Source organism: Agromyces capsici, from assembly GCF_058349965.1.
The window spans coordinates 459,403-482,263 of the sequence record NZ_JBYRET010000002.1 but is presented as its reverse complement, the minus strand read 5'-3'; the positions used below and the strand labels follow the sequence as shown (position 1 = coordinate 482,263).

26 protein-coding genes are annotated in these 22,861 nt (G+C 72.5%); 4 read left to right on the top strand and 22 right to left on the bottom strand.

The features are described from left to right. The first annotated feature begins 3 nt into the window (after positions 1 to 3). The gene (locus tag AC3RKB_RS16020; protein WP_491437244.1) at positions 4 to 1,614 is read left to right on the top strand and encodes a DivIVA domain-containing protein; all 1,611 of its coding nucleotides are present in this window, start codon (positions 4 to 6) and stop codon (positions 1,612 to 1,614) included. A gap of 26 nt (positions 1,615 to 1,640) precedes the next feature. Then, positions 1,641 to 2,705 carry an AI-2E family transporter gene (locus tag AC3RKB_RS16015; protein ID WP_491437243.1) on the top strand — a complete coding sequence of 355 codons (1,065 nt, stop codon included), beginning with the start codon at positions 1,641 to 1,643 and terminating at the stop codon, positions 2,703 to 2,705. A 17-nt stretch (positions 2,706 to 2,722) separates the two neighbouring features. Here AC3RKB_RS16015 and AC3RKB_RS16010 read toward each other — a convergent pair whose 3' ends face one another. The 9 genes from AC3RKB_RS16010 to rpsB all read right to left on the bottom strand — a co-directional run bounded on the left by AC3RKB_RS16010 (position 2,723) and on the right by rpsB (position 9,400). Next, positions 2,723 to 3,460, bottom strand: coding sequence for an alpha/beta hydrolase (locus AC3RKB_RS16010; RefSeq protein WP_491437866.1), 738 nt, complete (start codon positions 3,458 to 3,460; stop codon positions 2,723 to 2,725). 11 nt (positions 3,461 to 3,471) lie between these two features. After that, complete coding sequence (locus AC3RKB_RS16005) at positions 3,472 to 3,780, bottom strand: Rv1322 family protein (protein WP_491437242.1); 309 nt, start codon at positions 3,778 to 3,780, stop codon at positions 3,472 to 3,474. A gap of 32 nt (positions 3,781 to 3,812) precedes the next feature. Then, positions 3,813 to 4,469 (bottom strand): aggregation-promoting factor C-terminal-like domain-containing protein, encoded by a 657-nt coding sequence (locus AC3RKB_RS16000; RefSeq protein WP_491437241.1) that lies wholly within the window; start codon positions 4,467 to 4,469, stop codon positions 3,813 to 3,815. Between the two features lie 50 nt (positions 4,470 to 4,519). Further along, positions 4,520 to 5,074, bottom strand: coding sequence for a DivIVA domain-containing protein (locus AC3RKB_RS15995; protein WP_491437240.1), 555 nt, complete (start codon positions 5,072 to 5,074; stop codon positions 4,520 to 4,522). Positions 5,075 to 5,094: 20 nt separating this feature from the next. Beyond that, positions 5,095 to 6,078 carry a phosphatidate cytidylyltransferase gene (locus AC3RKB_RS15990; RefSeq protein ID WP_491437239.1) on the bottom strand — a complete coding sequence of 328 codons (984 nt, stop codon included), beginning with the start codon at positions 6,076 to 6,078 and terminating at the stop codon, positions 5,095 to 5,097. A gap of 9 nt (positions 6,079 to 6,087) precedes the next feature. Continuing rightward, entirely contained in the window at positions 6,088 to 6,642 is a 555-nt protein-coding gene (gene frr / locus AC3RKB_RS15985) for a ribosome recycling factor (protein ID WP_491437238.1), read from the bottom strand. Positions 6,643 to 6,672: 30 nt separating this feature from the next. Continuing rightward, a complete protein-coding gene (gene pyrH / locus AC3RKB_RS15980; RefSeq protein ID WP_491437237.1) occupies positions 6,673 to 7,404 on the bottom strand; it encodes a UMP kinase in 732 nt (243 codons plus the stop codon). A 193-nt stretch (positions 7,405 to 7,597) separates the two neighbouring features. Beyond that, the gene (tsf, locus tag AC3RKB_RS15975; protein ID WP_491437236.1) at positions 7,598 to 8,428 is read right to left on the bottom strand and encodes a translation elongation factor Ts; all 831 of its coding nucleotides are present in this window, start codon (positions 8,426 to 8,428) and stop codon (positions 7,598 to 7,600) included. A 48-nt stretch (positions 8,429 to 8,476) separates the two neighbouring features. Next, entirely contained in the window at positions 8,477 to 9,400 is a 924-nt protein-coding gene (gene rpsB / locus AC3RKB_RS15970) for a 30S ribosomal protein S2 (protein WP_491437235.1), read from the bottom strand. Between the two features lie 281 nt (positions 9,401 to 9,681). On the opposite strand from rpsB, the gene AC3RKB_RS15965 reads away from it, so the two are divergent. Beyond that, complete coding sequence (locus AC3RKB_RS15965; RefSeq protein ID WP_491437234.1) at positions 9,682 to 10,242, top strand: murein hydrolase activator EnvC family protein; 561 nt, start codon at positions 9,682 to 9,684, stop codon at positions 10,240 to 10,242. A gap of 11 nt (positions 10,243 to 10,253) precedes the next feature. Here the strand turns inward: AC3RKB_RS15965 and AC3RKB_RS15960 are convergent, their stop codons facing one another. The 11 genes from AC3RKB_RS15960 to AC3RKB_RS15910 form a co-directional block, all read right to left on the bottom strand. Beyond that, positions 10,254 to 11,252, bottom strand: a complete 999-nt coding sequence (locus tag AC3RKB_RS15960) for a tyrosine recombinase XerC (protein ID WP_491437233.1) — start codon at positions 11,250 to 11,252, stop codon at positions 10,254 to 10,256. Beyond that, on the bottom strand, positions 11,245 to 12,162 hold the full coding sequence (locus AC3RKB_RS15955; RefSeq protein WP_491437232.1) for a metallophosphoesterase: 918 nt from the start codon (positions 12,160 to 12,162) through the stop codon (positions 11,245 to 11,247). The genes AC3RKB_RS15960 and AC3RKB_RS15955 overlap by 8 nt, the downstream gene beginning before the upstream one ends. A gap of 49 nt (positions 12,163 to 12,211) precedes the next feature. Next, entirely contained in the window at positions 12,212 to 13,459 is a 1,248-nt protein-coding gene (gene dprA / locus AC3RKB_RS15950; protein ID WP_491437231.1) for a DNA-processing protein DprA, read from the bottom strand. Further along, the gene (locus tag AC3RKB_RS15945; protein ID WP_491437230.1) at positions 13,456 to 15,015 is read right to left on the bottom strand and encodes a YifB family Mg chelatase-like AAA ATPase; all 1,560 of its coding nucleotides are present in this window, start codon (positions 15,013 to 15,015) and stop codon (positions 13,456 to 13,458) included. Before AC3RKB_RS15945 ends, dprA begins: the two co-directional genes overlap by 4 nt. Next, the gene (locus tag AC3RKB_RS15940; protein WP_491437229.1) at positions 15,015 to 15,371 is read right to left on the bottom strand and encodes a YraN family protein; all 357 of its coding nucleotides are present in this window, start codon (positions 15,369 to 15,371) and stop codon (positions 15,015 to 15,017) included. The genes AC3RKB_RS15945 and AC3RKB_RS15940 overlap by 1 nt, the downstream gene beginning before the upstream one ends. A 105-nt stretch (positions 15,372 to 15,476) precedes the next feature. Next, positions 15,477 to 18,032 carry a CHAT domain-containing protein gene (locus AC3RKB_RS15935; RefSeq protein WP_491437228.1) on the bottom strand — a complete coding sequence of 852 codons (2,556 nt, stop codon included), beginning with the start codon at positions 18,030 to 18,032 and terminating at the stop codon, positions 15,477 to 15,479. 141 nt (positions 18,033 to 18,173) lie between these two features. Continuing rightward, on the bottom strand, positions 18,174 to 18,497 hold the full coding sequence (locus tag AC3RKB_RS15930) for a DUF2469 family protein (protein ID WP_465541046.1): 324 nt from the start codon (positions 18,495 to 18,497) through the stop codon (positions 18,174 to 18,176). Between the two features lie 6 nt (positions 18,498 to 18,503). Beyond that, entirely contained in the window at positions 18,504 to 19,190 is a 687-nt protein-coding gene (gene rnhB / locus AC3RKB_RS15925) for a ribonuclease HII (protein WP_491437227.1), read from the bottom strand. A 1-nt stretch (position 19,191) separates the two neighbouring features. Then, positions 19,192 to 19,941 (bottom strand): signal peptidase I, encoded by a 750-nt coding sequence (lepB, locus tag AC3RKB_RS15920; protein ID WP_491437226.1) that lies wholly within the window; start codon positions 19,939 to 19,941, stop codon positions 19,192 to 19,194. A 78-nt stretch (positions 19,942 to 20,019) separates the two neighbouring features. Beyond that, positions 20,020 to 20,367, bottom strand: coding sequence for a 50S ribosomal protein L19 (gene rplS, locus AC3RKB_RS15915; RefSeq protein WP_491437225.1), 348 nt, complete (start codon positions 20,365 to 20,367; stop codon positions 20,020 to 20,022). 210 nt (positions 20,368 to 20,577) lie between these two features. Continuing rightward, a complete protein-coding gene (locus AC3RKB_RS15910; RefSeq protein ID WP_491437224.1) occupies positions 20,578 to 21,114 on the bottom strand; it encodes a hypothetical protein in 537 nt (178 codons plus the stop codon). 86 nt (positions 21,115 to 21,200) lie between these two features. On the opposite strand from AC3RKB_RS15910, the gene map reads away from it, so the two are divergent. Beyond that, on the top strand, positions 21,201 to 21,968 hold the full coding sequence (gene map, locus AC3RKB_RS15905) for a type I methionyl aminopeptidase (RefSeq protein ID WP_491437223.1): 768 nt from the start codon (positions 21,201 to 21,203) through the stop codon (positions 21,966 to 21,968). Here map and AC3RKB_RS15900 read toward each other — a convergent pair. Together AC3RKB_RS15900 and nirD are read right to left on the bottom strand one after the other, a co-directional pair. Further along, positions 21,952 to 22,401, bottom strand: a complete 450-nt coding sequence (locus AC3RKB_RS15900; protein WP_491437222.1) for a sirohydrochlorin chelatase — start codon at positions 22,399 to 22,401, stop codon at positions 21,952 to 21,954. The two genes, map and AC3RKB_RS15900, sit on opposite strands and share 17 nt — an antisense overlap. Continuing rightward, on the bottom strand, positions 22,398 to 22,748 hold the full coding sequence (gene nirD / locus AC3RKB_RS15895) for a nitrite reductase small subunit NirD (protein WP_491437221.1): 351 nt from the start codon (positions 22,746 to 22,748) through the stop codon (positions 22,398 to 22,400). Before nirD ends, AC3RKB_RS15900 begins: the two co-directional genes overlap by 4 nt. Positions 22,749 to 22,861: the final 113 nt, after the last annotated feature.

The window sequence follows — 22,861 nt, the reverse complement described above, 5'->3', positions numbered from 1 at the left end:
GAATTGGCCGTCGAAGAGACCGAGTTCACGCAGGTTTTCCGCGGATACGACAAGGACGAGGTCGACCGGAGCATCAACGCGCTCCGCCGCGAGATCATCGCCGCGAACAACGCGTCCGGCGACATCCAGAAGGAGAACAAGCGACTCCTCGCCCGCATTGAAGAGCTGACGGCCGAGCTCGAAGAAGTCGGCAGCCCCACGTTCTCCGGACTCGGCACCAAGCTCGAGAACACCCTGCGCGTGGCCGAGGAGCAGTCGACGCGCCTCATCGCGCAGGCCGACATCGACGCCGAGAAGCTGCGCCGCGCCGCAGAGGACGAGGCGCACCTCATGCGCTCCGACGCGCACGAGCTCGCCGAGCGCACGCTCTCCGAGGCGCGCGCCCAGGCCAACCGCCTCCTCGAGAATGCCCGGGCCGAGGCCGACGACATGGTCGCCCGTGCGCAGGAGGCGAGCGAGCAGTTCCGCGCCGACGCCGACCGCGACGCGGGATCCATCCGCGGGGCCGCCTCGACCGAGGCCGCCGAGGTGCGATCGACCGCCAAGCGCGAGGCATCCGCACTCGTCGCCGAGGCCGAGCGCAAGGCCGCCGAGATGCTCGTCGCCGCCAACACCGAGGCGAACGAGGCGCGCGCCGCCGCCGCAGGCCTCCAGGAGGAGACCGAGCAGACGCGCGCCGAAGTCGCGGTCGAGCTCGACCAGAAGCGCGCCGAGCTCGCCAAGGAGACCGAGCAGGCCCGCATCGACCTCGCGCGCGAGACCGAGCAGGCCCGCCTCGACCTCGAGCGTGAGACCGCCGAATCGCGCGCGGCCATCGCCGCCGAGATCGCGGAACGTCGCGCCGCCTTCGAGCACGAGCTCGAGCAGACCCGTACCGACCTCGAGCGCGAGCTCGAGGTCGAGCGCGCGAAGCTCGAGCAGCAGCGCGAGCAGACGTCGGTCGATCTCGCGCGCGAGTCCGAGACCGCGGGCCTGAAGCTGCAGCATGAGCTCGAGCGCATCCGCGCCAAGCACGCCGCCGAACTCGACCAGATGCGCGCCGACCTGGCGCTCGAGCAGGAGCAGGCCCGCGCCGACTTCGAGGCGGAGGCCGAGCAGGCCCGCATCGACCTCGACAACCAGCTCACGTCGATGAAGAAGAAGACCACCCACGAGGTCAACCGCATGCGCCGCGAGATCGAGCGGGCCCGCATGGACCTCGACGCCGAGCTGGCCACGAAGCGCGACGAGGCCGAGCAGGAGCTCCTCACCGCCCAGCAGGAGGCCGCCGAGCAGACCCGGAAGTTCCTCGACGACGCCAACGCCGAGCTCGAGGAGGCGGTCGCCCGCATGAACCAGAGCCGCGCCGAAGCCGAGCGGCTCGAGACCGAGGTCCGCTCCGAGGCCGCCGCGTCCCGCGAGAAGGCCGACGAGGAGGCGCGCGAGCGCGTCGCCGCGGCCCACGCGCAGGCGCGCAAGCTCATCGCCGACGCCGAGGAGCGCACGCGGTCGCTCGTGGCCGACGCCGAGGACCGTCTCGCCCAGATCAAGATCGAGCGCGACGCCGTCGCCGGCTACTTCGAGAGCCTGCGCGGCGTGCTCACGCAGGCCGAGCAGGTCGCGAACCGGAAGTAGCGGACGGGAACGGCCCGGTCGCGCCGGTGAGGATCCAGAACGCGTTCCGCATCGCCCTCGTCGGCACGCTCGGCGTGGGCGTGGGACTGCTGATCCTGTCGGCCGTCTCGAACCTGTCCACGATCCTCACCTACATCGGAGCAGCGCTGTTCCTGGCCCTCGGCCTCGAGCCCGCCGTGAGCGGGCTCGAGCGCCGGGGGCTTCCGCGTTGGGGCGCGATCGTCGCCGTCGTCCTCGGCGTGGCGGCCGTCGTCGCGGCACTGCTGCTCGCGGTCATCCCGATCATCGTCGACCAGGTCGCCGAGCTGATCGTCCAGATTCCCGGGATCGTCGCGCAGCTGAATCGCGTCGACCTGATCGAATGGCTGCAGCAGCAGTTCCCGCTGCTCAAGATCGACGAGATCAGCGAGCAGGCGGGCGCGGCGCTCACGGAGTTCTTCACCAACCCCGACAAGCTGAGCGAACTGCTCGGCGGCGTCTGGGCGGTGGCGCTCGCCATCGGCGGCGGGGTCTTCGCCGTGATCGTCGTCGCCGTCCTCACGGTGTACTTCACGGCGTCGCTCGACGCGATGAAGCGGGCGACGTACCAGCTCGTCCCGGCCTCGCGACGTGCCCGGTTCGCCGATCTCACCGAGCAGATCACGCAGTCCGTGGGCCGCTACGTGATCGGCCAGGTCTCGCTCGCCGCAGTGAACGGCTTCCTCAGCTTCACGTTCCTGTCGATCATCCAGGCGCCGTTCCCCGCGGTGCTCGCCTTCATCGCGTTCCTGTTCTCGCTCGTGCCGCTCGTGGGTACGCTGACGGGCTCGATCATCATCGTGCTCATCTGCCTCATCCCGGGGCTCGGGTCACCGCTGACGGCGCTCGTCGCAGCGATCTACTACCTGATCTACATGCAGGTCGAGGCGTACGTGCTGTCGCCGCGCATCATGAGCCGAGCGGTCAAGGTCCCGGGCGCGCTCGTGGTGGTCGCGGCCCTCGCGGGCGGCGCACTGCTCGGCATCCTCGGCGCCCTCGTCGCCATCCCGATCGCCGCGGCGGTGCTGCTGATCATCAAGCAGGTCGTGATCCCGCGCCAGAACGAACGCTGACGCGCGCTGCCCGGCAGTCAGGCCGACGGCTGCGTGACGGATGCCGCGGGCCACTCGGTCGGCAATGGCAGCGCCGACGGGTTCACCGCGCGGACGATCTCGTCGAGCACGCGGCGCGTCTGCGACTCCCCCACCCACAGGTGCTTGCCCCCCGCGACGTCGATGCGCGTGAGGTGCGGCAGGTCGGCGAACCGCTCGGCCGCCTCGGCGGGACGCAGGTAGTCGTCGTGCTCGGGGATGAGCGCGACGAGCGGCACGGGCGCCGAACTCCAGCGCGCGAGCTCCTCGTCGGTCGTGCGGTGGAGCGGGGGCGAGAGGAGGATGGCGCCCGCGATGCCGTGCTCGAGGCCGTACTTGAGCGCGAGCTCGGTGCCGAACGACCAGCCGACCAGCCATGGGGCCGGCAGGCCCCGCTCCTCGACGAAGCGCATCGCCGCCGCGACATCCGCCCGCTCGGCCACGCCCTCGCCGAACGCCCCGTCGCTCGTGCCGCGCGGCGAGCTCGTGCCACGCGTGTTGAACCGCAGGACGGCCAGCCCGGCGAGGGCGGGCAGGCGCGCGGCCGCCTTCCGGATGATGTGCGAGTCCATGAACCCGCCGGCCGTCGGCAGCGGATGCAGCGTCACCAGCGTCGCCACGGGTGCGCGATCGATCGGCAGCGCGAGCTCGCCGACCAGGCGCAGGCCGTCGCTCGTGCGGAGCTCGATCTGCTCGCGGCGGGCCGGGAGCTCGACCCCCGCCCGGATCTCGGTCATCGTCTCGTCGGTCACGTGGGTCCGATCCTCCAGCAGTGCGTGTGCCAGTGCCGCCTCGAGGCGAGGTCGGCCGCGTCGCCGAGCACGCCGTCGGCGCGCCACGCGACGAGATGGGCGATTCCGGGCTCGATCTCGAGTCCGCAGCCGGGGCAGAGGTACGCCTTGGCGGCCTGCGCCTCGCCGACGGGCTGCACGTTCCACTCGCGGCCGCCCCGCACCTCGGTGCGCCGCCACCCGGCCGTCAGCCGGTCGACGTCGAGCTCGGGGTGGGGCTCGCGCGCCTTCGCCGCGCGACCACGGGAGCGGTGCGAGCGAGCCATGCCCCCCAGTCTAGGGGCGGGCCTCGGCGGCCTCAGTACCAGCCGACGCTCTGCGAGTGCGCCCAGGCGCCGCACGGCGTGTCGTACCGGCCCGTGATGTAGCCGAGGCCCCATTCGATCTGCGTGGCGGCGTTGGTCGCCCAGTCGGCGCCGGCCGTGGCCATCTTCGATCCCGGCAGGGCCTGCGGGATGCCGTACGCCCCGCTCGAGGCGTTGTAGGCGTTCACGCGCCATCCGGATTCCTTGCTCCAGAGCGCGACCAGGCAGTCGAACTCGGTGCTCGGCCAGCCGCGGGCCGCGACCGCGCCGGCCGCGTACGCCTGGGCGGAACCCGGGTCGGGCACCACGGCGGGCGGAGCCCAACCGGCTGCCTCGGCGGGCTCGGGGTCGGGCTCGGGCTTCTTCTCGACGAGGTAGCCCTCGGACGCCACGGATGCCGCGGCCACCTCGCCGTCGACGGCGTACTCCTGCGCCGCCTGTCCGCCGAAGCGGTCGACCGGGACGTACGTCGAGGACGCCGTGGCGCCGGAGTACGGGTCGACGATGTTGACGAGGAGGAAGCTGACCGACGCGGCGAACGCGACGACGACGGTCGCGCCCTGCTTCACGCGGCCGGCGAGACCGCCGTTCCGGGGCTCGCGGGCGACCTCGACCAGCGCGTCGCCGTATTCGCCCGTATGCCTGCCCACGATTCGTCGAGTGTATCGGAGCGAGTCCCCCGAATCGAACTCCGAGCCCGTCAACGGACCGCGAGCATGACGTCGACGACCGCGTCGAGCACGAGGTCGACCTGCGACTCCCGATAGCCGCCCCGCTGCGCCGAGAACACGACCCCGCGGACGTCATCGATGGCGATGGGCCAGCCGTCGCGGAAGTAGCGCGTGAGGCGATCGGCGAACCGGTCCACCTCGCGGACGTCGTAGCCGAGCGCCAGCACGCTCACGCGGTCGAAACGCTCGCCCTCGGGTCGCGCGAGACGGTTGGCGACGACCTGCGCGGTCGTGCGCGCCTCGGCAAGCCACGCCTGGTCGCCGTGCAGCCGCGCGGCGATCTGCCGCTCGCGGTAGGCGAAGGCGTCTTCCAGGCGCTCCATGGCCGCGTCGACGTGCGCGGTCGAGTAGCCGCCCTTCTGCATCGAGAACGCGGTCAGGCGGATCCGCTCCGCGTCGAGCTCAGGATCGTCGGGCTGCGGCCGGCCGTCGTAGGCGCGCCGCGCGCGCTGGAGGAACTCCTCGACCTCGACCGTCTTGTAGCCCAGCTGGTTCTTGCGGGCGCGGGGGAACGTGGCATCCACCGCACCAGTATCGCGCACGATCACCCGAACAGCCGGAAGGCCGCGTACGCCACCGCGGCCGACGGCAGGATCGAATCCAGCCGGTCGAGGAACCCGCCGTGGCCGGGCAGCCACGAGCTCATGTCCTTGATTCCGAGGTCGCGCTTGATGAGCGACTCGGCGAGGTCGCCCAGCGTCGCCGTCAGCAGGATCGCCGCGCCGAAGACCAGGCCGAACCACCAGGGCTGCCCGAGCATGAACAGGGCGAGGATGACGCCCGCCCCCAGGCTCGCGAGCGCCGCGCCCGCGAAGCCCTCCCAGGTCTTCTTCGGGCTGATCACGGGCGCCATCGGGTGCCTGCCGAACGCGAGGCCGAACGCGTACGCGCCGGTGTCGGTCGCCACGACGGTGATGATGAAGGCGAGCGTCCACCACTGGCCGCCGTCGGCCGCCGTGAGGACCACCGTGAAGGCCGCGAGGAACGTCACGTACCCCTGCACCAGGAGTCCGGCACCGAGGTCGCGGGCGAGCCCCTGCGACCCCGCGCGGACGCTCGGCACGGCCTGCTCGATGAGCCGCCACACCACGACGAGCGCCATGCCGCCGAGGATCGCGACGAGTTGACCCGCGCCGCCCCCGTAGTACGAGACAGGCACTGCGATGACCGCGGCCGCCACGGTCGGGATGCGCGGGACCAGGTATCCGCCGTGCCGCAGCGCCGCGGCGAGCTCGGAGCTCGCGAAGCCGGCGACGACGACCGCGAACACCATGAACAGTTCCTTGACCACCAGGAGGCTGAGCAGCAGCGCGCCGCCGAACACCAGGCCGATGACGATCGCCACGAGCAGGTTGCGGCCCGTGCGCGCATTGATGCGCTCCTGCGCCTGGTCGAACTGCGCGCGCGACGTCTCGAGCTGCCGTTCGAGGTCGACCCGCGCCTGGTGCATCTGCGCGCGGAACTCCCCTCGCCCCGGATGCCGTTCGTCGCCGGCGTCCGGACCCTCCCCCTCGGGGGCGCCTGTCATGATCGGCCCCTAGACCTCGAGGAGTTCGGCTTCCTTGCGCTTGAGCGCATCGTCGATCTGGTCGACGTGCGACTTGGTGATGTGCTCGAGTTCCTTCTCGCCGCGCGCCACCTCGTCGTCGCTGACCTCGCCCTTGAGGCCTTCGAGGTCGTCCTTCGTCTTGCGCCGGATGTTGCGCACCGCCACCCGCGCATCCTCCGCCTTCGAGCGGACGATCTTGACGTACTCCTTGCGGCGCTCCTCGGTGAGCTCGGGGAGCGTCACGCGCACGATGTTGCCGTCGTTGGTCGGGTTCGCCCCGAGGTTCGGCGTGTCGCGGATCGCCTGCTCGATGTCCTTGAGCGCGCTCTTGTCGTACGGGGTGACGACGAGCGTGCGCGCCTCGGGGTTGTTCAGCGAGGCGAGCTGCGACAGCGGCGTCGGCGTGCCGTAGTAGCTCACCATGATCTTCTGGAAGAGCTGCGGGTTCGCGCGCCCGGTCCGGACCGAGGCGAAGTCGTCCTTCGCGACCTCGACGGCCTTCTGCATGCGTGCACTTGCTTCGGACAGTACATCCGCGATCACGGCGACTCCTTCTCTCGGGCTCGGGCCAGTCTATCGAGCGACGGCCGGCTCGCCGTTGCTCACCACGGTGCCGAGCTCCTCGCCGAGGATCGCCTTCGTGACGTTGCCGGCGGGCTCCATGCCGAACACCACCATCGGCATGCCGTTGTCCATGCAGAGGCTGAACGCGGTCGAGTCGACGACCTTCAGCCCGCGCTGCAGCGCCTCCTGGTAGCTGATGCGGTCGATCTTGCGCGCGTCGGGGTTCGTGCGAGGGTCGTCGGTGTAGACGCCGTCGACGCCGTTCTTGGCGACGAGCACCACGTCGGCGTCGATCTCGAGGGCGCGCTGCGCGGCGACCGTGTCGGTCGAGAAGTACGGCAGGCCGGCGCCCGCGCCGAAGATCACGACGCGGCCCTTCTCGAGGTGACGCTCGGCGCGCCGCGGGATGTAGGGCTCGGCGACCTGGGTCATCGAGATCGCGGACTGGACGCGCGTTTCGGCGCCCGCCTGCTCGAGGAAGTCCTGGAGGGCGAGCGAGTTCATCACTGTGCCGAGCATGCCCATGTAGTCGGCGCGACCACGATCCATGCCGCGCTGGCTCAGCTCGGCGCCGCGGAAGAAGTTGCCACCGCCGACGACGATCGCGACCTCGACGGTGCGCGCGGCATCCGCGATCTCACGTGCCAGCGAGCTGACGACGTCGGGGTTCACCCCGAGCGCGCCGCCGCCGAACGCCTCGCCCGACAGCTTGAGCATGACCCTGCGCCTGTGTTGCGTCATCCGCGATCCGATCCTCTCCTCTGGGAGTCAAAACTAGTGGTTCACCGGGCGCCGCCGCAGCGACGGCTCCGGCGGGGCCGCATCGGGCCCGCCGTCGAACCCGTCGCATCCGGATGCCGACCGTGGTCGGCGACATCCGGACACAGCAAAGGAGTCCGGATCGCCGAGGCGATCCGGACTCCCCTGGTGCAACTTACGCGCCGACCTTGAAGCGGGCGAAGTCGGTGACGGTCAGGCCCGCGTCGGAGACGACCTTGCCGACGGTCAGCTTGTTGTCCTTGGCGTAGTCCTGCTCGAGCAGCGCGACCTGCTTGAAGAACGCGCCGAGGCGACCCTCGACGATCTTCGGGAGGGCGGCCTCGGGCTTGCCCTCCTCGCGCGTGATCTGCTCGACGATCGTGCGCTCCTTCTCGACGGCCTCGGCCGGGACGTCCTCACGGGTGAGGTACTCGGGCGCGGCGAACGAGATGTGCTGCGCGATCGAGCGCGCCGTCTCGGCGTCGGCACCGGCGTAGCCGAGCACCACGCCGACCTGCGGGGGCAGGTCCTTCGACGTCTTGTGCAGGTAGATCGAGAAGTTCTCGCCCTTGACGAGGCGGAGGCGACGGAGCTCGACCTTCTCGCCGAGGATCGCGGCCTCCTCGCTGATGACGTCGGCGACGGTCTTGCCCTCGGCCGGCGCGGCCAGGGCGGCCTCGACGGTCTCGGCGCGCGCCGCGGCGACGGCGGCGAGCACTCGGTCGGCGAGGCCGACGAACTTGTCGCCCTTGGCGACGAAGTCGGTCTCGCAGGCCAGCTCGATGAGGGTGGCGGTGCCGTCGCCGTTGTCGACGGCGGCGACGAGGCCCTCGGCGGTCGAGCGGTCGGCACGCTTCGCGTTGCCCTTCGCGCCCTTCAGGCGGAGGATCTCGACCGCCTTCTCAAGGTCGCCGTCGGCCTCGACGAGCGCGTTCTTGGTGTCGACCATGCCGGTGCCGAGGCGCTCGCGCAGGGTCTTGACGTCTTCGAGGGTGAAGTTGGCCATGTTGTGGCAGTCTCCTGGACTCGTGGTCTGGGTGGTGGAGGGGTGGGCTTACTCGGCCTTGGCGGCCTCAGCGCCCGCGGCGTCGGCCTCGGACTCAGTCGCGGCGACCTCGGCGGCCGCCTCGTCGACGACCTCAGCGGCCTCGGCCTTCGCCTCGGCCTCGGTGCCGGCGACCTTCTCGGTCTCGGCCGACGACTGCTCGGGGGTCTCGGCGGCGCCGGCCTGCAGGAGCTCCTGCTCCCACTCGGCGAGCGGCTCGGCCTCCTCGCCCTCCTCGGGCTTCTGGTGGCGCTGGATGAGACCCTCGGCGGCGGCGTCGGCGATGATGCGCGTGAGCAGGCTCACCGAGCGGATCGCGTCGTCGTTGCCCGGGATCGGGTACTGGACCTCGTCGGGGTCGCAGTTCGTGTCGAGGATGCCGATCACGGGGATGCCGAGCTTCTTGGCCTCGTCGATCGCGAGGTGCTCCTTCTTGGTGTCGACCACCCAGAGCGCCGACGGCGTCTTCGCGAGGTTGCGGATGCCGCCGAGCGACTTGTGGAGCTTGTCGAGCTCGCGCTTCTTGAGGAGGAGCTCCTTCTTGGTGAAGCCGCTCGTGGTGCCCTCGAAGTCGAGCTCCTCGAGCTCCTTCATGCGCGCGAGGCGCTTGGAGACCGTGGTGAAGTTGGTGAGGAGGCCACCGAGCCAGCGCTGGTTGACGTAGGGCTGGCCGACGCGGGTCGCCTGCTCGGCGATCGACTCCTGCGCCTGCTTCTTGGTGCCGACGAAGAGGATGGTGCCGCCGTGCGCGACCGTCTCCTTGACGAAGTCGTACGCCTTGTCGATGTAGGCGAGCGACTGCTGCAGGTCGATGATGTAGATGCCGGAACGCTCGGTGAAGATGAAGCGCTTCATCTTCGGGTTCCAACGGCGGGTCTGGTGCCCGAAGTGCACGCCGCTGTCGAGCAGCTGGCGGATGGTGACGACGGCCATGGCCGTACTCCTTCTGTTCTCAGTTGTCGCTCCGGCCGGCGGCCGGAAGCCCTGGTGCCCGGCACGGCTCCGCCGGCTCGCGCTTCGGGAGCACGAGCGGGACTGAGTGGAGTCGGTGGCCGAATGGGCACGCGTAGTCGCCCCGACAGGCGGGGCGCTCCGGACATGCTATCACGGGCGCGACGAGCGGACCGGTCCTCCACAGGGCGTGCGGACGCCGTCACTTCCCCGCAACGCGGCCGATCCGGGGCGACGGATGCCGCGGCCGGCACGCTCGACGCATGGCCCTCTCCGCTCGACGTCGCGTGGCCAGGACGACGCTGCCCGTCGGTGTCGCGCTCGCGCTGCTCCCGATCCTCCCGCCGGCCGCCGCCGCGGCCGGGGACGCCGCCGCGTCGCCCCCGACGGCGCCTGTCGCGGCCGAGACCGCAACCACGTGGACGTGGCCGATCGTCCCGCCCGTCCGCCTCATCGAGCCGTTCCGGGCGCCGCCGACGCCGTACGCGGCCGGCCATCGCGGCATCGACCTCGCCGCCGCGCCTGGCGACGAGGCGCGTGCCCCGGCCGATGGCGTCGTGTCGTTCGCCGGCCCGGTCGCGGGGCGCGCCGTGCTCTCGATCGACCACGGCGCCGGCGTGGTGAGCTCGATCGAGCCGGTCGCAGCGACGGTGGCCTCGGGCCAGCCGGTCGCCGCGGGCCAGTCGGTCGGTCACGTCTCCGAGGGCGGTCACTGCGACCGCGCCTGCGTGCACTTCGGCGTGCGGGTGCACGGCGAGTACGTCTCGCCCCTCCTGTTCCTCGGCGGCGTGCCGCGTGCGGTGCTCCTGCCGTGGGGGCGCTGAACCGCGGCGACTCAGGCGCGGGGGTGCGCAGCCCGGTAGGTCTGCGTGAGCCGCTCCGCGGAGACGTGGGTGTAGATCTGCGTGGTGCCGAGGCTCGCGTGGCCGAGGAACTCCTGCACCGCCCGGAGGTCGGCGCCGCCGTCGAGCAGGTGCGTCGCGGCGCTGTGCCGGAACGCGTGCGGACCCCCCGGGCCGGATCCGGGCAGGTCGCGGAGCAGCCCGGCGACGAGGCGGTGCACGCTCCGCACGCCGAGCCGAGCCCCCCGCACGCCGAGGAACGCTGCATGGTCGGCGTCGCGCGTCGGCGAGGGCGGCCGGCGTTCGGGATCCGCGGCGGCGAGGATCGCCGTGCGGGCGTGGTCGAGGTAGCGGTCGAGGGCGGCGGCCGCCGGTGCGCCGTAGGGCACGACGCGCTCCTTCGACCCCTTCCCGGTCACCCGGACCGTCCGGTTGCCGCGGTCGATGTCGTCGACGTCGAGCCCCACGAGCTCGGACACGCGAAGCCCGCAGGCGTACAGCAGCTCGATGATCGCGAGGTCGCGGACCGCGACGGGGTCTCCGCCGGCGGCGTCCGCCTGCAGGCCGTCGAGCAGCACCGTGACGGCGGGCGCGGCGACGACACGCGGCAGCGTGCGCGTGGCGCGCGGCGCGCGGAGCCGGACCGCCGGGTCGGCGGGGACCACGCCCGTGCGCTCGAGCCAGGCGCCGAAGCCGCGGGCGGACGCCGCGCGTCGTGCGATGGTCGCGCGGGCGAGATCGCGTTCGGTCGCGACCCAGAGCCAGTCGCGCAGCAGGTCGAGGCCGAGTCCCGACGCGTCGCGGACCCCGCGGTTCTCGGCGAACGCGGCGAGGTCGGCGAGGTCGGACGCGTACGCTGCGACGGTGTGGGCCGAGTAGCCCCGTTCGAGTGCGACGTGCTCGAGGTACCGGTCGATCAGCGCGTCGAGCGGCGTGCCGCGGCCCGCGGTGCGCGGCGCGCGCCGCCGGCCCGACGCGACCGCATCAGCCATCCGTCGGGACCTGGCGTTTCCGGGAGAACCTCTCGATCCGCCCCGCCTCGTCGAGCTCCTCGATCTCGCGGAGGAACTGCTCGCCGAAGCTCGTGATCTCGGGGAACTCGCCGACCGGGACGACGGACGACACGACATCCTCGTCGAACAGGTGGACGAGCGAGACGGAATGCCCGCCGTCGATGCCTACGAGCTCGCGCGTCGGCGCGGAGAGGTCCATCGTGTAGGCGAGCGCCCCGGCGACGAAGACGGGGACGCCGGCGAAGCTGCCCTGCGTCGGGTAGTGCAGGTGGCCGCCGAGGATGGCGCGGATGTCGCGCCCGCGGACGACGTCGGCGAACTCGTCCTGCCCGCGGAGCTCGAGGATGTCCATGAGCGCCAGCGGCGTGGCGATCGGTGCGTGGTGCATGGCGAGCACGGTGCCGTACGGCGCGGGCTCGGCGAGCACGTCGTCGAGCCAGAAGAGCGTCTCGGGTTCGAGGATGCCGTGGTGGTAGCCGGGCACGCTCGTGTCGAGCGTGATGAGGCGAAGACCCGCGAGGTCGACCACCCGGTTCACCGGTGCGTCGCCGGTGTGCTCGCCGAGCAGGATCTCGGTGAACGGCACCCGCTCGTCGTGATTGCCCATCGCCCAGACGAGGCGCGCCCCGGTCTCCGCGGCGAGCGGTTCGAGGATGCCGCGGATGCGGTGGTATGCGTCGGGTTCGCCGAGGTCGGCGACATCGCCGGTGACGACGATCGCCGTGAGCGAACCAGCGAGCCGCCGGAGCTGCGCCACGGCGCGTTCGAGGTGGGCGACGGTGTCGGCGAGCCCGCCGAGCGGCGCACCGCCCGCGAGGAAGTGCGTGTCGCTGAGGTGGGCGATCACGTGCCGTGCCGCCGGGTACCGTCCGAGCCGAGGGTGGTCCATGTCTGCCTCCGCGGCCAGCCTAGGACCACGCCCGCCGTGCGCGCCCGTGTCACGCCGATCTGCGGCGAACCCAGCCGTCGCGCTCGGCACGTGCCAGCCCCGTCGCCTCGAGCGCACCGAGCGCTCCCATGACGGCGCCGACCCCGAGCTTCGCGCGTTCCGCGAGCTCGGCGATCGACCGCGCGCGGCGCACGCCGAGCGCCTCGAGCACGCGACGTTCGTCGTCGGTGAGCTCGTCGGTCACTCGCGAGGCGAGGCGGTGCGGCCCCTCGCCCGCGCCCGTCTCGTCGGTCGCCGCTGACATCGCAGGCACGAGCTCGGCCATCTGCGCGGCATCCGTGACGCAGACCGCATCGAACTCCCGCAGCAGGCGGTGGCAACCCGCCGACGCGGGACTCGTCACGGGTCCGGGCACGGCGCCGAGGGGTCGGCCGAGGGCCGCGGCGTGGCCGGCGGTGTTGAGCGACCCTGACCGCATCCCGGCCTCGAGCACCACCGTGGCGTCGGCCGACGCCGCGATGAGCCGGTTTCGCTGGAGGAACCTCCAACGCGTGGGCGCCGCGCCGCAGGCGAGCTCGGACACCACGGCACCGGTCTCGGAGACGCGGCCGAGGAGCGCCTCGTGACCGGCCGGGTAGAACCGGTCGACGCCGCCCGCCAGGAACGCCACCGTCGTGCCGCCGTTGGCGAGCGCCGATCGGTGCGCGGTGCCGTCGATGCCGTACGCGCCGCCGGACACGATCGCGTACCCGCGGTCGACGAGCCCGGCCGCCGCCTCGATCGTGACGTGCTCCCCGTAGTGGGTCGCCGCGCGGGCGCCGACGAGTGCGATCGACGGCGACTCGGCGAGCGCGTCGAGGCGACCGCGCACCCAGAGCGTGAACGGTGCGTGCGCGTCGAGCCCGTGGAGGCCCTCCGGCCAGCCCGGGTCGGAGGGAAGCAGGAGTCGGGCGCCGACCCGGGCGGCCTGGCCGACGGTTCGCGCGAACGCCGCGGAATCCACCCGGGCACGCCAGCGGTCCAGGCCCGCGGCGAGCTCGCGGGGGCTGACGGCCGCCCCCGCGTCGCCTGCCGCGGCGATCCACTCCTCGGCGGGTCGGTGCTCGATGAGCGCGGTGGCCGTCCGCTCGGGGCCGATCACCGCGGCGAGGCGTCCGAGCACCCCGTCGCCGGGCTCGGAGACGAACCCCAGGATGGCGCAGGCCACGACGAGCCGGGCGGGCGTCGTGTCGTGCGGCCCGCGGATCGCGGCGAGTTCGCCGGCCAGGTCGGTCACGGCATCGTCGAGCCGGTTCATGCCGAGACTCCCCGCCGCATGCCGAGCGCGCGGCCGACGTGCTCGGCGCGCGGACGGTCGGCGCCCTCGAGGTCGGCGATGGTCCATGCCGTCTTGAGCACGCGGTCGTACCCGCGCATCGTCACGGATCCGCGCTCGAGCGCGGCGTCGAGGGCTCGCGTGGCCCGGCCACCGGGATGCAGGCCGCCCTCGCCCCGGAGCCACGGGCCGGGCACCTCGGAGTTCGTGCGCCACGGCGTGCCCGCGAGTCGCTCCGCGGCGGTGCGCCGCGCCCGATTCACGACCGCCCGGGCCGCCGCCGAGGTCATCCGCCCGTCCTCGGGCGGCATGCGGAGGGTCGCGGGCGTGATGCGGTTGACCCAGAGCTGCAGGTCGACCCGGTCCAGCAGCGGCCCGGAGATCCGTGCGAAGTACCGCCGCTTGGCGATCGGCGGGCACGTGCACCCGTCGTTCGGCGAGTCGCCGCCGCCGCACGGGCACGGGTTCGCGGCGAGCACGAGCTGGAAGCGTGCGGGATAGGTCGCGACGGCGTTCGCCCGATGGATGCTGATCTCACCGGATTCGAGCGGCTGGCGCAGCGCGTCGAGCACGGCCGACGGAAACTCCGGCGCCTCGTCGAGGAACAGCACGCCGTGCGACGCGCGCGCAGCGGCGCCCGGCCGGATGACGCGGCTCCCGCCGCCGACCATGGCCGCCGCCGACGCGGTGTGGTGCGGCGCTTCGAAGGGCGGTCGCACGGAGAGCGTCTCGCCCACCGGCCGGCCGGCGAGCGAACGCAGTGACGCGACCTCGAGCGCCGCCTCGGGCGTGAGGTCGGGCAGGATGCCGGGCAGGCGCGAGGCGAGCATCGTCTTGCCGGCGCCGGGCGGCCCGGCGAGGAGGAGGTGGTGCCCTCCGGCGGCAGCGGCGAGCAGCGCCTCGATCGCCTGCGGATTGCCGACGACGTCGGCCAGGTCCCCCGCCGGCGCACGTCCGGGATCGTGCGCGACGTCGGCCTCGTCGACGCCGGGCTCGGGCTCGGAGTCGGGCACCGCGACCTCGAAGCGCCCGCCGTGCCGCACGGCCGCCTCGAGCAGGGTCGCGACGCCGACGACCTCGATCCCCGGGACGAGCCTCGCCTCGGCGGCGTTGGCGGTCGGCACCATGACGCGCTCGAGCCCGGCACGCGCGGCCGCGAGCACCGCGGGCAGGACGCCGTGCGTCGGGCGGAGCCGCCCGTCGAGCCCGAGCTCGCCGAGGTGCACGAACCGCCCCACCGAGACTGGATCGACCGTTCCGGCCGCCGCGAGGCACGCCATCGCGATCGCCAGGTCGAACCCGGATCCCTGCTTGGGCAGCGCGGCGGGCGACAGGTTGACGGTCAGCCGGCGAGAGGGCAGCGGGCAGCCGGCGTTGGTCGCGGCGGACCGGACCCGCTCGCGGGACTCGCCCAGCGCGGCATCCGGCAGCCCGATGATCACGAACGCGGGCAACTGGCTCGACAGGTCGGCCTCGACCTCGACGACCGACCCGGCGAGCCCGACGAGGGCGATCGAGCGGGTGCGTGCGACGGGCATCAGGCGATCCCCTCGAGGTGCTCGACGATCGCGGGCGCCGACGCCGGGGCCAGGACGGCGATCGCGTCGATCCGGATGCGGCCGGCCGGCATGTCGCGTGCGCCGCACCATTCGAGCGCGAGTCGCCGCAGCCGGGCGAGCTTGCGCGCCGTGATCGCCTCGAATGGATGCCCGAAGCCGTCGCCGGCGCGGGTCTTCACCTCGACGAAGACCGTCTCGTCGCCGTCGCGCGCGACGAGGTCGAGCTCACCATGACGGCAGCGCCAGTTGCGATCGATCACGCGCATGCCGCGCGACTCGAGATGATCGGCCGCGAGCTGCTCGCCGCGCCGACCGAGTTCGGTGTTGTGGGCCATGCGCCCAGCGTCGTGGCCGACCACCACGTCGCCGGCGGAACACGGCACACACGGGGACGGGCGCGGCGCATCGGAGCCTGTGGAGGACGGCTCGGCCCCAGCGACCTACTCTCGCGTGCCCGACCTGGCCGCCCGGGCCAGGAGCACGCCGGACATCACGTATCCGGCTGCCATCGCAAGAAGGGCGAGCGGAAGCAACCAGTCCACCAGCGGCACCCAGGCGGAGAGGCTGTTCAGCCAGACGACGGAGGCGATCAGGTAGGTCGCACCGACCGCGATCACGAACGGAGCGGGTGTTCGAAGGCTCGGCGCGAACGGCGAGCGACCCCGTCGGCCGGCGACGGCGAGCCATCCACCCACCGCGACCAGGGCGAGGCCGATGACGGGCACGCCGCGACCGCCCAGGGCGGCGTCGGTCGGGAAGTACGACAGCACGTACACGGCCGCGACGGCCGCGATCCCGTATCCGGCCGCGGCCGGCCACCCCTCGCGTTCCACGCGGCTGAGGTGGTGCGCCGCCAGGGTAAGGAGGGCGACGGTCTGGGCCAGGATCGCGGCGGGCGTCAGCTGGGCCACGTCCGCGGGCCGGAGTGCGGACGCGACGACCATCCAGGCGCCGTAGGCGAGCAGCACGGCGCCGAACACGGCGAGCGCGACGGCTGCGGCGAGGCGCCGGTCCGAACCGGTCGCGGGCCGGGCTCGCGGGCGGCCGACCTGAGGTGAGGCCGCCTCGCGGGCCAGGAGCAGCGCCGAGACCACGTAGCCGGCGGCCAGCCCGAGGAGCGCGAACGCCCACGTCTGGGAGGCGAACGGCTCCCAGTCCCACGCACTGTTGAACCAGACGATCGCCGCGAGGACGTACATCGCCCCGGCGAAGACGGCGAAGGGCGCCGGGATGCGCGCGCTCCGTGCGAACGGCGCATCGCGCCTCGTTCCCAGCGCCCAGAGGCGTACCCCGACCGCGATGAGCGCGGCGCCGGCGATGACGTCGCCCCACATGACGAGGGCCCAGTCGCCGTCGGCGTTCGACAACGAGAACGCGCTCGCCCCGGCAACCGCCGCGTACAGCGCTGCGGCCACCCAGTCGCGATTCGGCCGGGTCGCGTGGTGTGCGGCGAGCGCTGCCGCGCCCACGGTCTGGGTGAGGTACAGCGCGATCGCGCCCTCCACGGTCCACGCGATCCACACCGGGACCACCAGCAGTGCCGTGCACGCGAGCGTCGCCGCGGCGATCCACGCGAGCGCGATGGGGACCGCGACGGGGGAACGACTCCGCTCGGCCGCGGCAGCGGCACCGCCGACGGGCGGTCGCTGCTCACCCTCCGGCGGAGGTGCGGCCGCCACGCCGGCCATGCGTTCCTGCTCGGCGACGGGGCCGTCCGATCCCGCGCCGACGACGGGTTCGGCCACTCGTGTCGCGCCCGGTGCCGCGACCGCGTCCTCGGGCGTCGGGACCGGCCCGGCCGTCCTACCGGGCTCAGCCACGAGATCGCCCAGGTCCTCGACGACCGGCGCGACGGGCGGCCCCGCGGGCGGAGCGACCGCTCCGTCCGCCTGGCCCTCCGCGACCTCGAAGAGCCGCGCCTCGCCGTCGCGGAGGAACAGCACGGGCGTCCCGAACTCGGTCGCGAGCATCGCGCCGATGATGGCCCTGCGGGCGGGTGCGAGCGCCGCGTCGACCGGCAGGCCGCGCGCGAGACCCGTGTAGAGGCTCTCGCTGAAGGCGATCGCCGCGTCGTCCGTGATCTCGAACTGCATGCCGATGACCGCGGGGATGTCGAAGTTCACGAGGCTCGCCGCGACGCCCGAGAACGGGTCGACGTGCGAGCTCCGGGCGCCCTCGCAGGCGTTCAGCACGACGAGGCGCAGGCTCGTCTCGTCCTGCAGCATCGCGCCGATCTCCTCGCCGGTGACGTCGTGCGCGCGCCCCTGCGGGGTCTCCAGCACGAGGATTCCCGATTCGGTCGCCTCGTCGTAGGCCCCGTGGCCGATGTAGTGCAGCACGTGGACCTCGTCGGGTTCGGCGATCCGTCGACCGAGTTCCCCGAGGGTCGCACGCTCGAGCCAGGTCACCTCGACGAGCCCGGCGGCACGCGGCACGGCGAGCGCGCGCTCGAGGTTGCGCCGTTCGACCCCGGCGTCGAGCTCGGGGTAGCCGGAGGGGCTGCTCACCATCGCGAGGATCCGCAGCGGCAGCCTCAGCGGCTGCGGGTGCATCGCGGTGTCGACGTCGAGCGCGCGGACGATCGGCGTCTGGGTCGATTGCGCGATGAACCGGGGGCGTTTGTAGAGGAACTCCCACGGCAGCCGCATGAGTTCGGGCGACCCCGAGAGCCGGAGCGTGATCCTGAGACCCCGGTCGCGCTCTGCCGCCGCGCTGCGGGCGGAGTGGAAGACGGTTCCGACGTCGTCCCGGATGAGCGCGTCGAACAGCTCGGTTCCGAGCTCCCGGATCGCCTCCATACGGGTGTCGGCCGAGCCGCTGCGCCGTCGCGCCAGGCCGACGCGCTGCACGAAGTCGTCGAGCTCGAGGTCGGTCACGGGCGGCCGGAAGGATCCCCGCGCGGTGCGACCGTCTGGCGCCATCGCCAGCACGCGGTAGGACCCGTCCGCATCTCGGTCGATGCGCAACTGGAGGTCGTCGTACTCCGTGACGCTCATCAGGCACGTTCCCCCGGCCCCGGGTCCGGGGCCTCTCCCCCAAGTGTGCGCCCGATTGCGCCCCCGCGCCATCCGGGACAGCCTGGATCACGCCCGCCGACGCCGCCGACGCGGCAGCCGCCATGGCCGCCGACGACGCCGCTACTCCTCGAGCGCCAGGTCCTTGGGCAGCTCGAACTCGCGCGTCGCCAGCTCCTCGACGTTGACGTCCTTGAACGTCAGCACGCGAACCGCCTTGACGAAGCGGTCGGCACGGTAGACGTCCCACACCCAGACGTCCTTCATCGTGAGCTCGAAGTAGAAGTCGTGCTCGGTGTCGCGGCGCACCAGTTCGACCTCGTTCGCGAGGTAGAACCGCCGCTCGGTCTCGACCACGTACTTGAATTGCGCCACGATGTCGCGGTATTCGCGGTAGAGCGCGAGCTCCACTTCACGGTCGTAGTCTTCGAACTCGTCCTCATCCATCGCTGATCATCCTACTTCGAGGTCGAACAGCGACGGGGCCTCCTCGGGCGCCCGCTCGTGCAGCCAGGTGCGCCGGTGCAGGCCGCTCGGGCCGTGCTCGGCGATCGCGGCGAAATGCGCCGGGCTCGAGTAGCCCTTGTTCTCGTGCCAGTGGTAGAGCGGAGTCTCGTCGTGCGCGCGGCGCATCCCGCGGTCGCGGTGGACCTTGGCGATGACGGATGCCGCGGACACCGACGCGCAGTCGCGGTCGGCCTTGATGCGGGTGACCACCTGGGCGCGGTGCTCGATGGACGGGCTCAGCCAGTCGTAGTTGCCGTCGAGCAGCAGCGGAGCCCCGGCGACCAGCCCCCGGTCGACGGCGAGCGCGGCGAACGCCCGGGCACCGGCGAGCCCGAGGCAGGCCATGATTCCGAGCCGGTCGATCTCCTCGGCCGACGCCTCTCCGACGGCCGACGCGAGCACCCAGGCGGCGGCTCGCGGCGCGAGCAGCTCGCGCCTCGGCTCGGGCAGCATCTTGGAGTCGCGCAAGCCCGCCGGCATCCGCTTGACCGTCGCGTCGATGACGACGATGCCGACGCTCACGGGCCCGGCGAGCGCGCCCCGACCGACCTCGTCGCAGGCGAGGACCACGGGCGCTCCCCCGGCCAGCAGCTCGCGCTCGATCCGTAGCGTCGGCACGCCGGCTGGGCTCACCTCACTCGGCCCCTTCGTCGACGCCGGCGAACACCTCGGGGTAGTTGTCGAGCCAGATCCAGTGCGAGATCGGCCAGCTCACCACGACGGCGCGGCCGACGACGTTCTCGATCGGCACGAACCCCTTGAGCGGCGTCTCGGTGTTGTAGCGCGAGTCCTTGGAGTTGTAGCGGTTGTCGCCCATCACCCAGAGCGAGTCGTCGGGCACCACGGTCTCGAAGTCGTCCCGCGAGACCTTGGTCTCGCCGGGCGGCAGGGCGACGTAGGGCTCGTCGAGCGGCACGCCGTTCACGCTCATCTGGCCGAGCGCGTTGCAGCAGACCACGGTGTCGCCGGGCAGGCCGATGACGCGCTTGACGAGGTGGTCGTTGGAGTCGGGCGCCGAGAGCCCGACGAACGCGAGGAACCAGTCGACGGCCGCGATGAGCGGCGGCTGCGACTCCTCGGCGCGCGCGGGCAGCCATCCGCCCGGGTCCTTGAAGACGACCACGTCGCCGCGTTCGATCGGCATGACCTCGGGCGTGAGCTGGTTGACGATGATGCGGTCGTCCTGCACGAGCGTCATCTCCATCGACTGCGACGGGATGAAGAACGACCGGATCAGGAAGGTCTTGATCAGGAACGACACCAGCACCGCGACGAGGAAGATCACCACCAGGTCGCGCAGGAACAGCAGTGTGCTCCGGCGGCGCGACGACGGCGTCCCGGATGCGGCGCGTTCGTCGCGCGCAGTGCGTGTGTCTTCAGTCATGAAACGGCTCGAGCTCCCCGACCCAGTCTAGGGGTGGGGAGCTCGAGCGGATGACGCGATGCGGTCGGCGGCAGCCGATCAGTTCTCGCGCTTCTCCTTGATCTTCGCCTTCTTGCCGCGGAGCTCGCGCAGGTAGTACAGCTTCGCGCGGCGCACGTCGCCGCGGGTGACGATCTCGATGTGGTCGATCACCGGCGAGTGCACCGGGAACTTGCGCTCGACGCCCACCTGGAAGCTGATCTTGCGGACGGTGAAGGTCTCGCGCACGCCCTCGCCCTGGCGGCCGATGACGACGCCCTGGAAGACCTGGATGCGCGAACGGGTGCCTTCGACGATGTTGACGTGCACCTTGACGGTGTCGCCGGGACGGAAGTCCGGGATGTCGGAGCGGAGGCTCGCGGCGTCGACGTGGTCGAGGATGTGCATGATGGTTCGCTCTCTGCGCCCGCAACCGGTCGAACGCGGATCATGGATGGAAGTGTCTGGTGCCGCTTCGCGCGATTCCTCGCGTCATGCGGGCCCCCCGGAGGCAGGGCCATGCGGCGGCACAATCGTCCATTCTGCCAGATCAGGGGCCTCGCGGCCAAAATCGGGCGGTGACGGATGCCGCGGCGGCGGCCGGGCACGAGGCGCCGATCAGTCGCGGCGCTCCTCCCAGCTCCGCTCCTCCCGGATCACGATGATCTCCTCGCCGCCCGTGGCCGCCGGCCCGCGACCGGCATCCCGGCCCTGGCCGGGGAGCCCGGCACCGGGCGCGGCGCCCGACGACGCGAGGCGCTCGTACTCCTCCATGGTGGCGCGCACGCGGCGCGCGCCGTCGCTGAGCAGCCGCCACACCCCGTACCAGAAGGCGCCGATCGCCCCGACCATGGCGAGGATCGCGAACGTGATGCCGGCCTCTCCGTAGAAGCCGGCGGCGACGATGAGCAGGTGCCACACGCCGAGCACCGCGACATCCCACCAGTCGACGGCCTTGTCGCGGCGCACGTCGGGCCGGGCCGCGACGAGCAGGGCGGCGACCCCGAGCGAGATGAACGCGATCGGCGTGGCGAACATGAGGCCGATGACGCCCCAGCCGCTCGAGCCGAAGATGGCGTAGCCGATGAGCAGCCACACGGGCAGCACGATCGCGGCGGCGAACTGCCACCGGTAGAACCCGCGTCGGATCAGCATGAGGCCAGCGTAGCGACGGCTCCTGCGGGGCGGCCGGGTGTTCACTCAGGGCGGAGCCGACAGAATGGTGGGCGGAGAGGATGAGCGTGATCGAACTGAGGACCCCTGCCGAGATCGACGAGATGCGTCCCGCAGGCCGCTTCGTGGCGAGCGTGCTGGAGGCGACGTCGAAGGCCGCCGCGGTCGGCGTGAACCTGCTGGAGCTCGACGCGCTCGCGCACGACATGATCCGGAAGGCCGGCGCGGAGAGCTGCTACATCGACTACCACCCGTCGTTCGGCGGCAGCCCGTTCGGCAAGGTGATCTGCACGTCGGTCAACGACGCGGTCCTGCACGGGCTCCCCCATGACTACGCGCTGAAGGACGGCGACCTGCTGAGCCTCGACTTCGCGGCCTCCGTGAACGGCTGGGTCGCCGACTCGGCGGTCTCGATCGTCGTCGGCACCCCCCGCGAGGAGGACCTCCGTCTCATCGACACCACGCGCCGCGCGCTCGACGCGGGCATCGCCGCCGCGCGGCCCGGCAACCGGATCGGCGACATCTCCCGGGCGATCGCGGAGGTCGCGAAGGCCGAGGGGTACTCGATCAACACCGACTTCGGCGGGCACGGGGTGGGCCGCACCATGCACGGTGAGCCGCACGTGCCCAACAACGGCCGCCCGGGCCGCGGCCTCCCGCTCAAGCCCGGCCTCGTGCTCGCGATCGAGCCGTGGTTCCTGCACACGACCGACCGCATCGTCACCGACCCCGACGGGTGGACGCTGCGCAGCGCCGACGGGTCACGGGGCGCGCACTCCGAGCACACGATCGCGGTCACCCACGGCGACCCCATCGTGCTCACGCAACGGAGCTGAGCTCGGCCTCCGCGGAGCGGTCGGCCTCGAGGTCGACGGGTGCGGCGGGCGCCGCGGCATCCGCTCCCAGCATCGGCGCGGTCGTGACGTCGCCGCCCGCCGACGCGGCCAGGTCGTGCAGGCGCCCAGGCGCGAGCAGGTAGCTCGCGACCACGACCCGGGAGACCGGGTGCGTGGCGCGCGTGTTCGCCACGGCGTCGGCGACCGACGGGCGCGCCGTCGCGAGGAACCCGACGGACACGCGCCGGCCGAGCCGCGCGGCCAGCCGCCGGCCCATGGCGCGGCAGTCCTCGACGGCGGCGGCGTCATCCGATCCGGCGGCGGCCAGCACGACGCGGTCGTCCCAGCGCAGGCCCGCCTCGGCGAGCCGCGCGACGAGCACGTCGACGATCCGGTCGTCAGGCGAGGCGGCGCCGGTCGCGGGTCGCGTCATCCGTGCAGCTCCACCTCGATCATGCCGCCGACGACGCGCGTGCGGTACGTGCGCAGCGACAGCGCGGGATCGGTGAAGCACTCGCCGGTGCCGAGGTCGTAGACCTCCTTGTGCAGCGGCGACGCGATCGTCGGGCGGTCGCCGCGCGATCCGACGATGCCGCGCGCCATGACGGGTGCGCCCGTGTGCGGATCGTGGTGGTCGACGGCGTACACCTCCTCGCCGGCGACGCGCACGAGCGCGACCCGCCGCGCGTCGAGCAGCGCGACCTCGCCCCAGCCGGGCTCGAGGTCGCTGACCGCGCACGCGCGGGCCCAGGTGGTGGTGATCTCCAGGGTCGACGTCATCTCGGCTCCTCCGTCTCGATGCACCCGACGCTAGGCGCGCGATGTTTCCCGAGCCCCATCCCGCGTGTTTCGCCCGGGTGAAACCGCCCTCACATCGACGGGACGCACCCGTA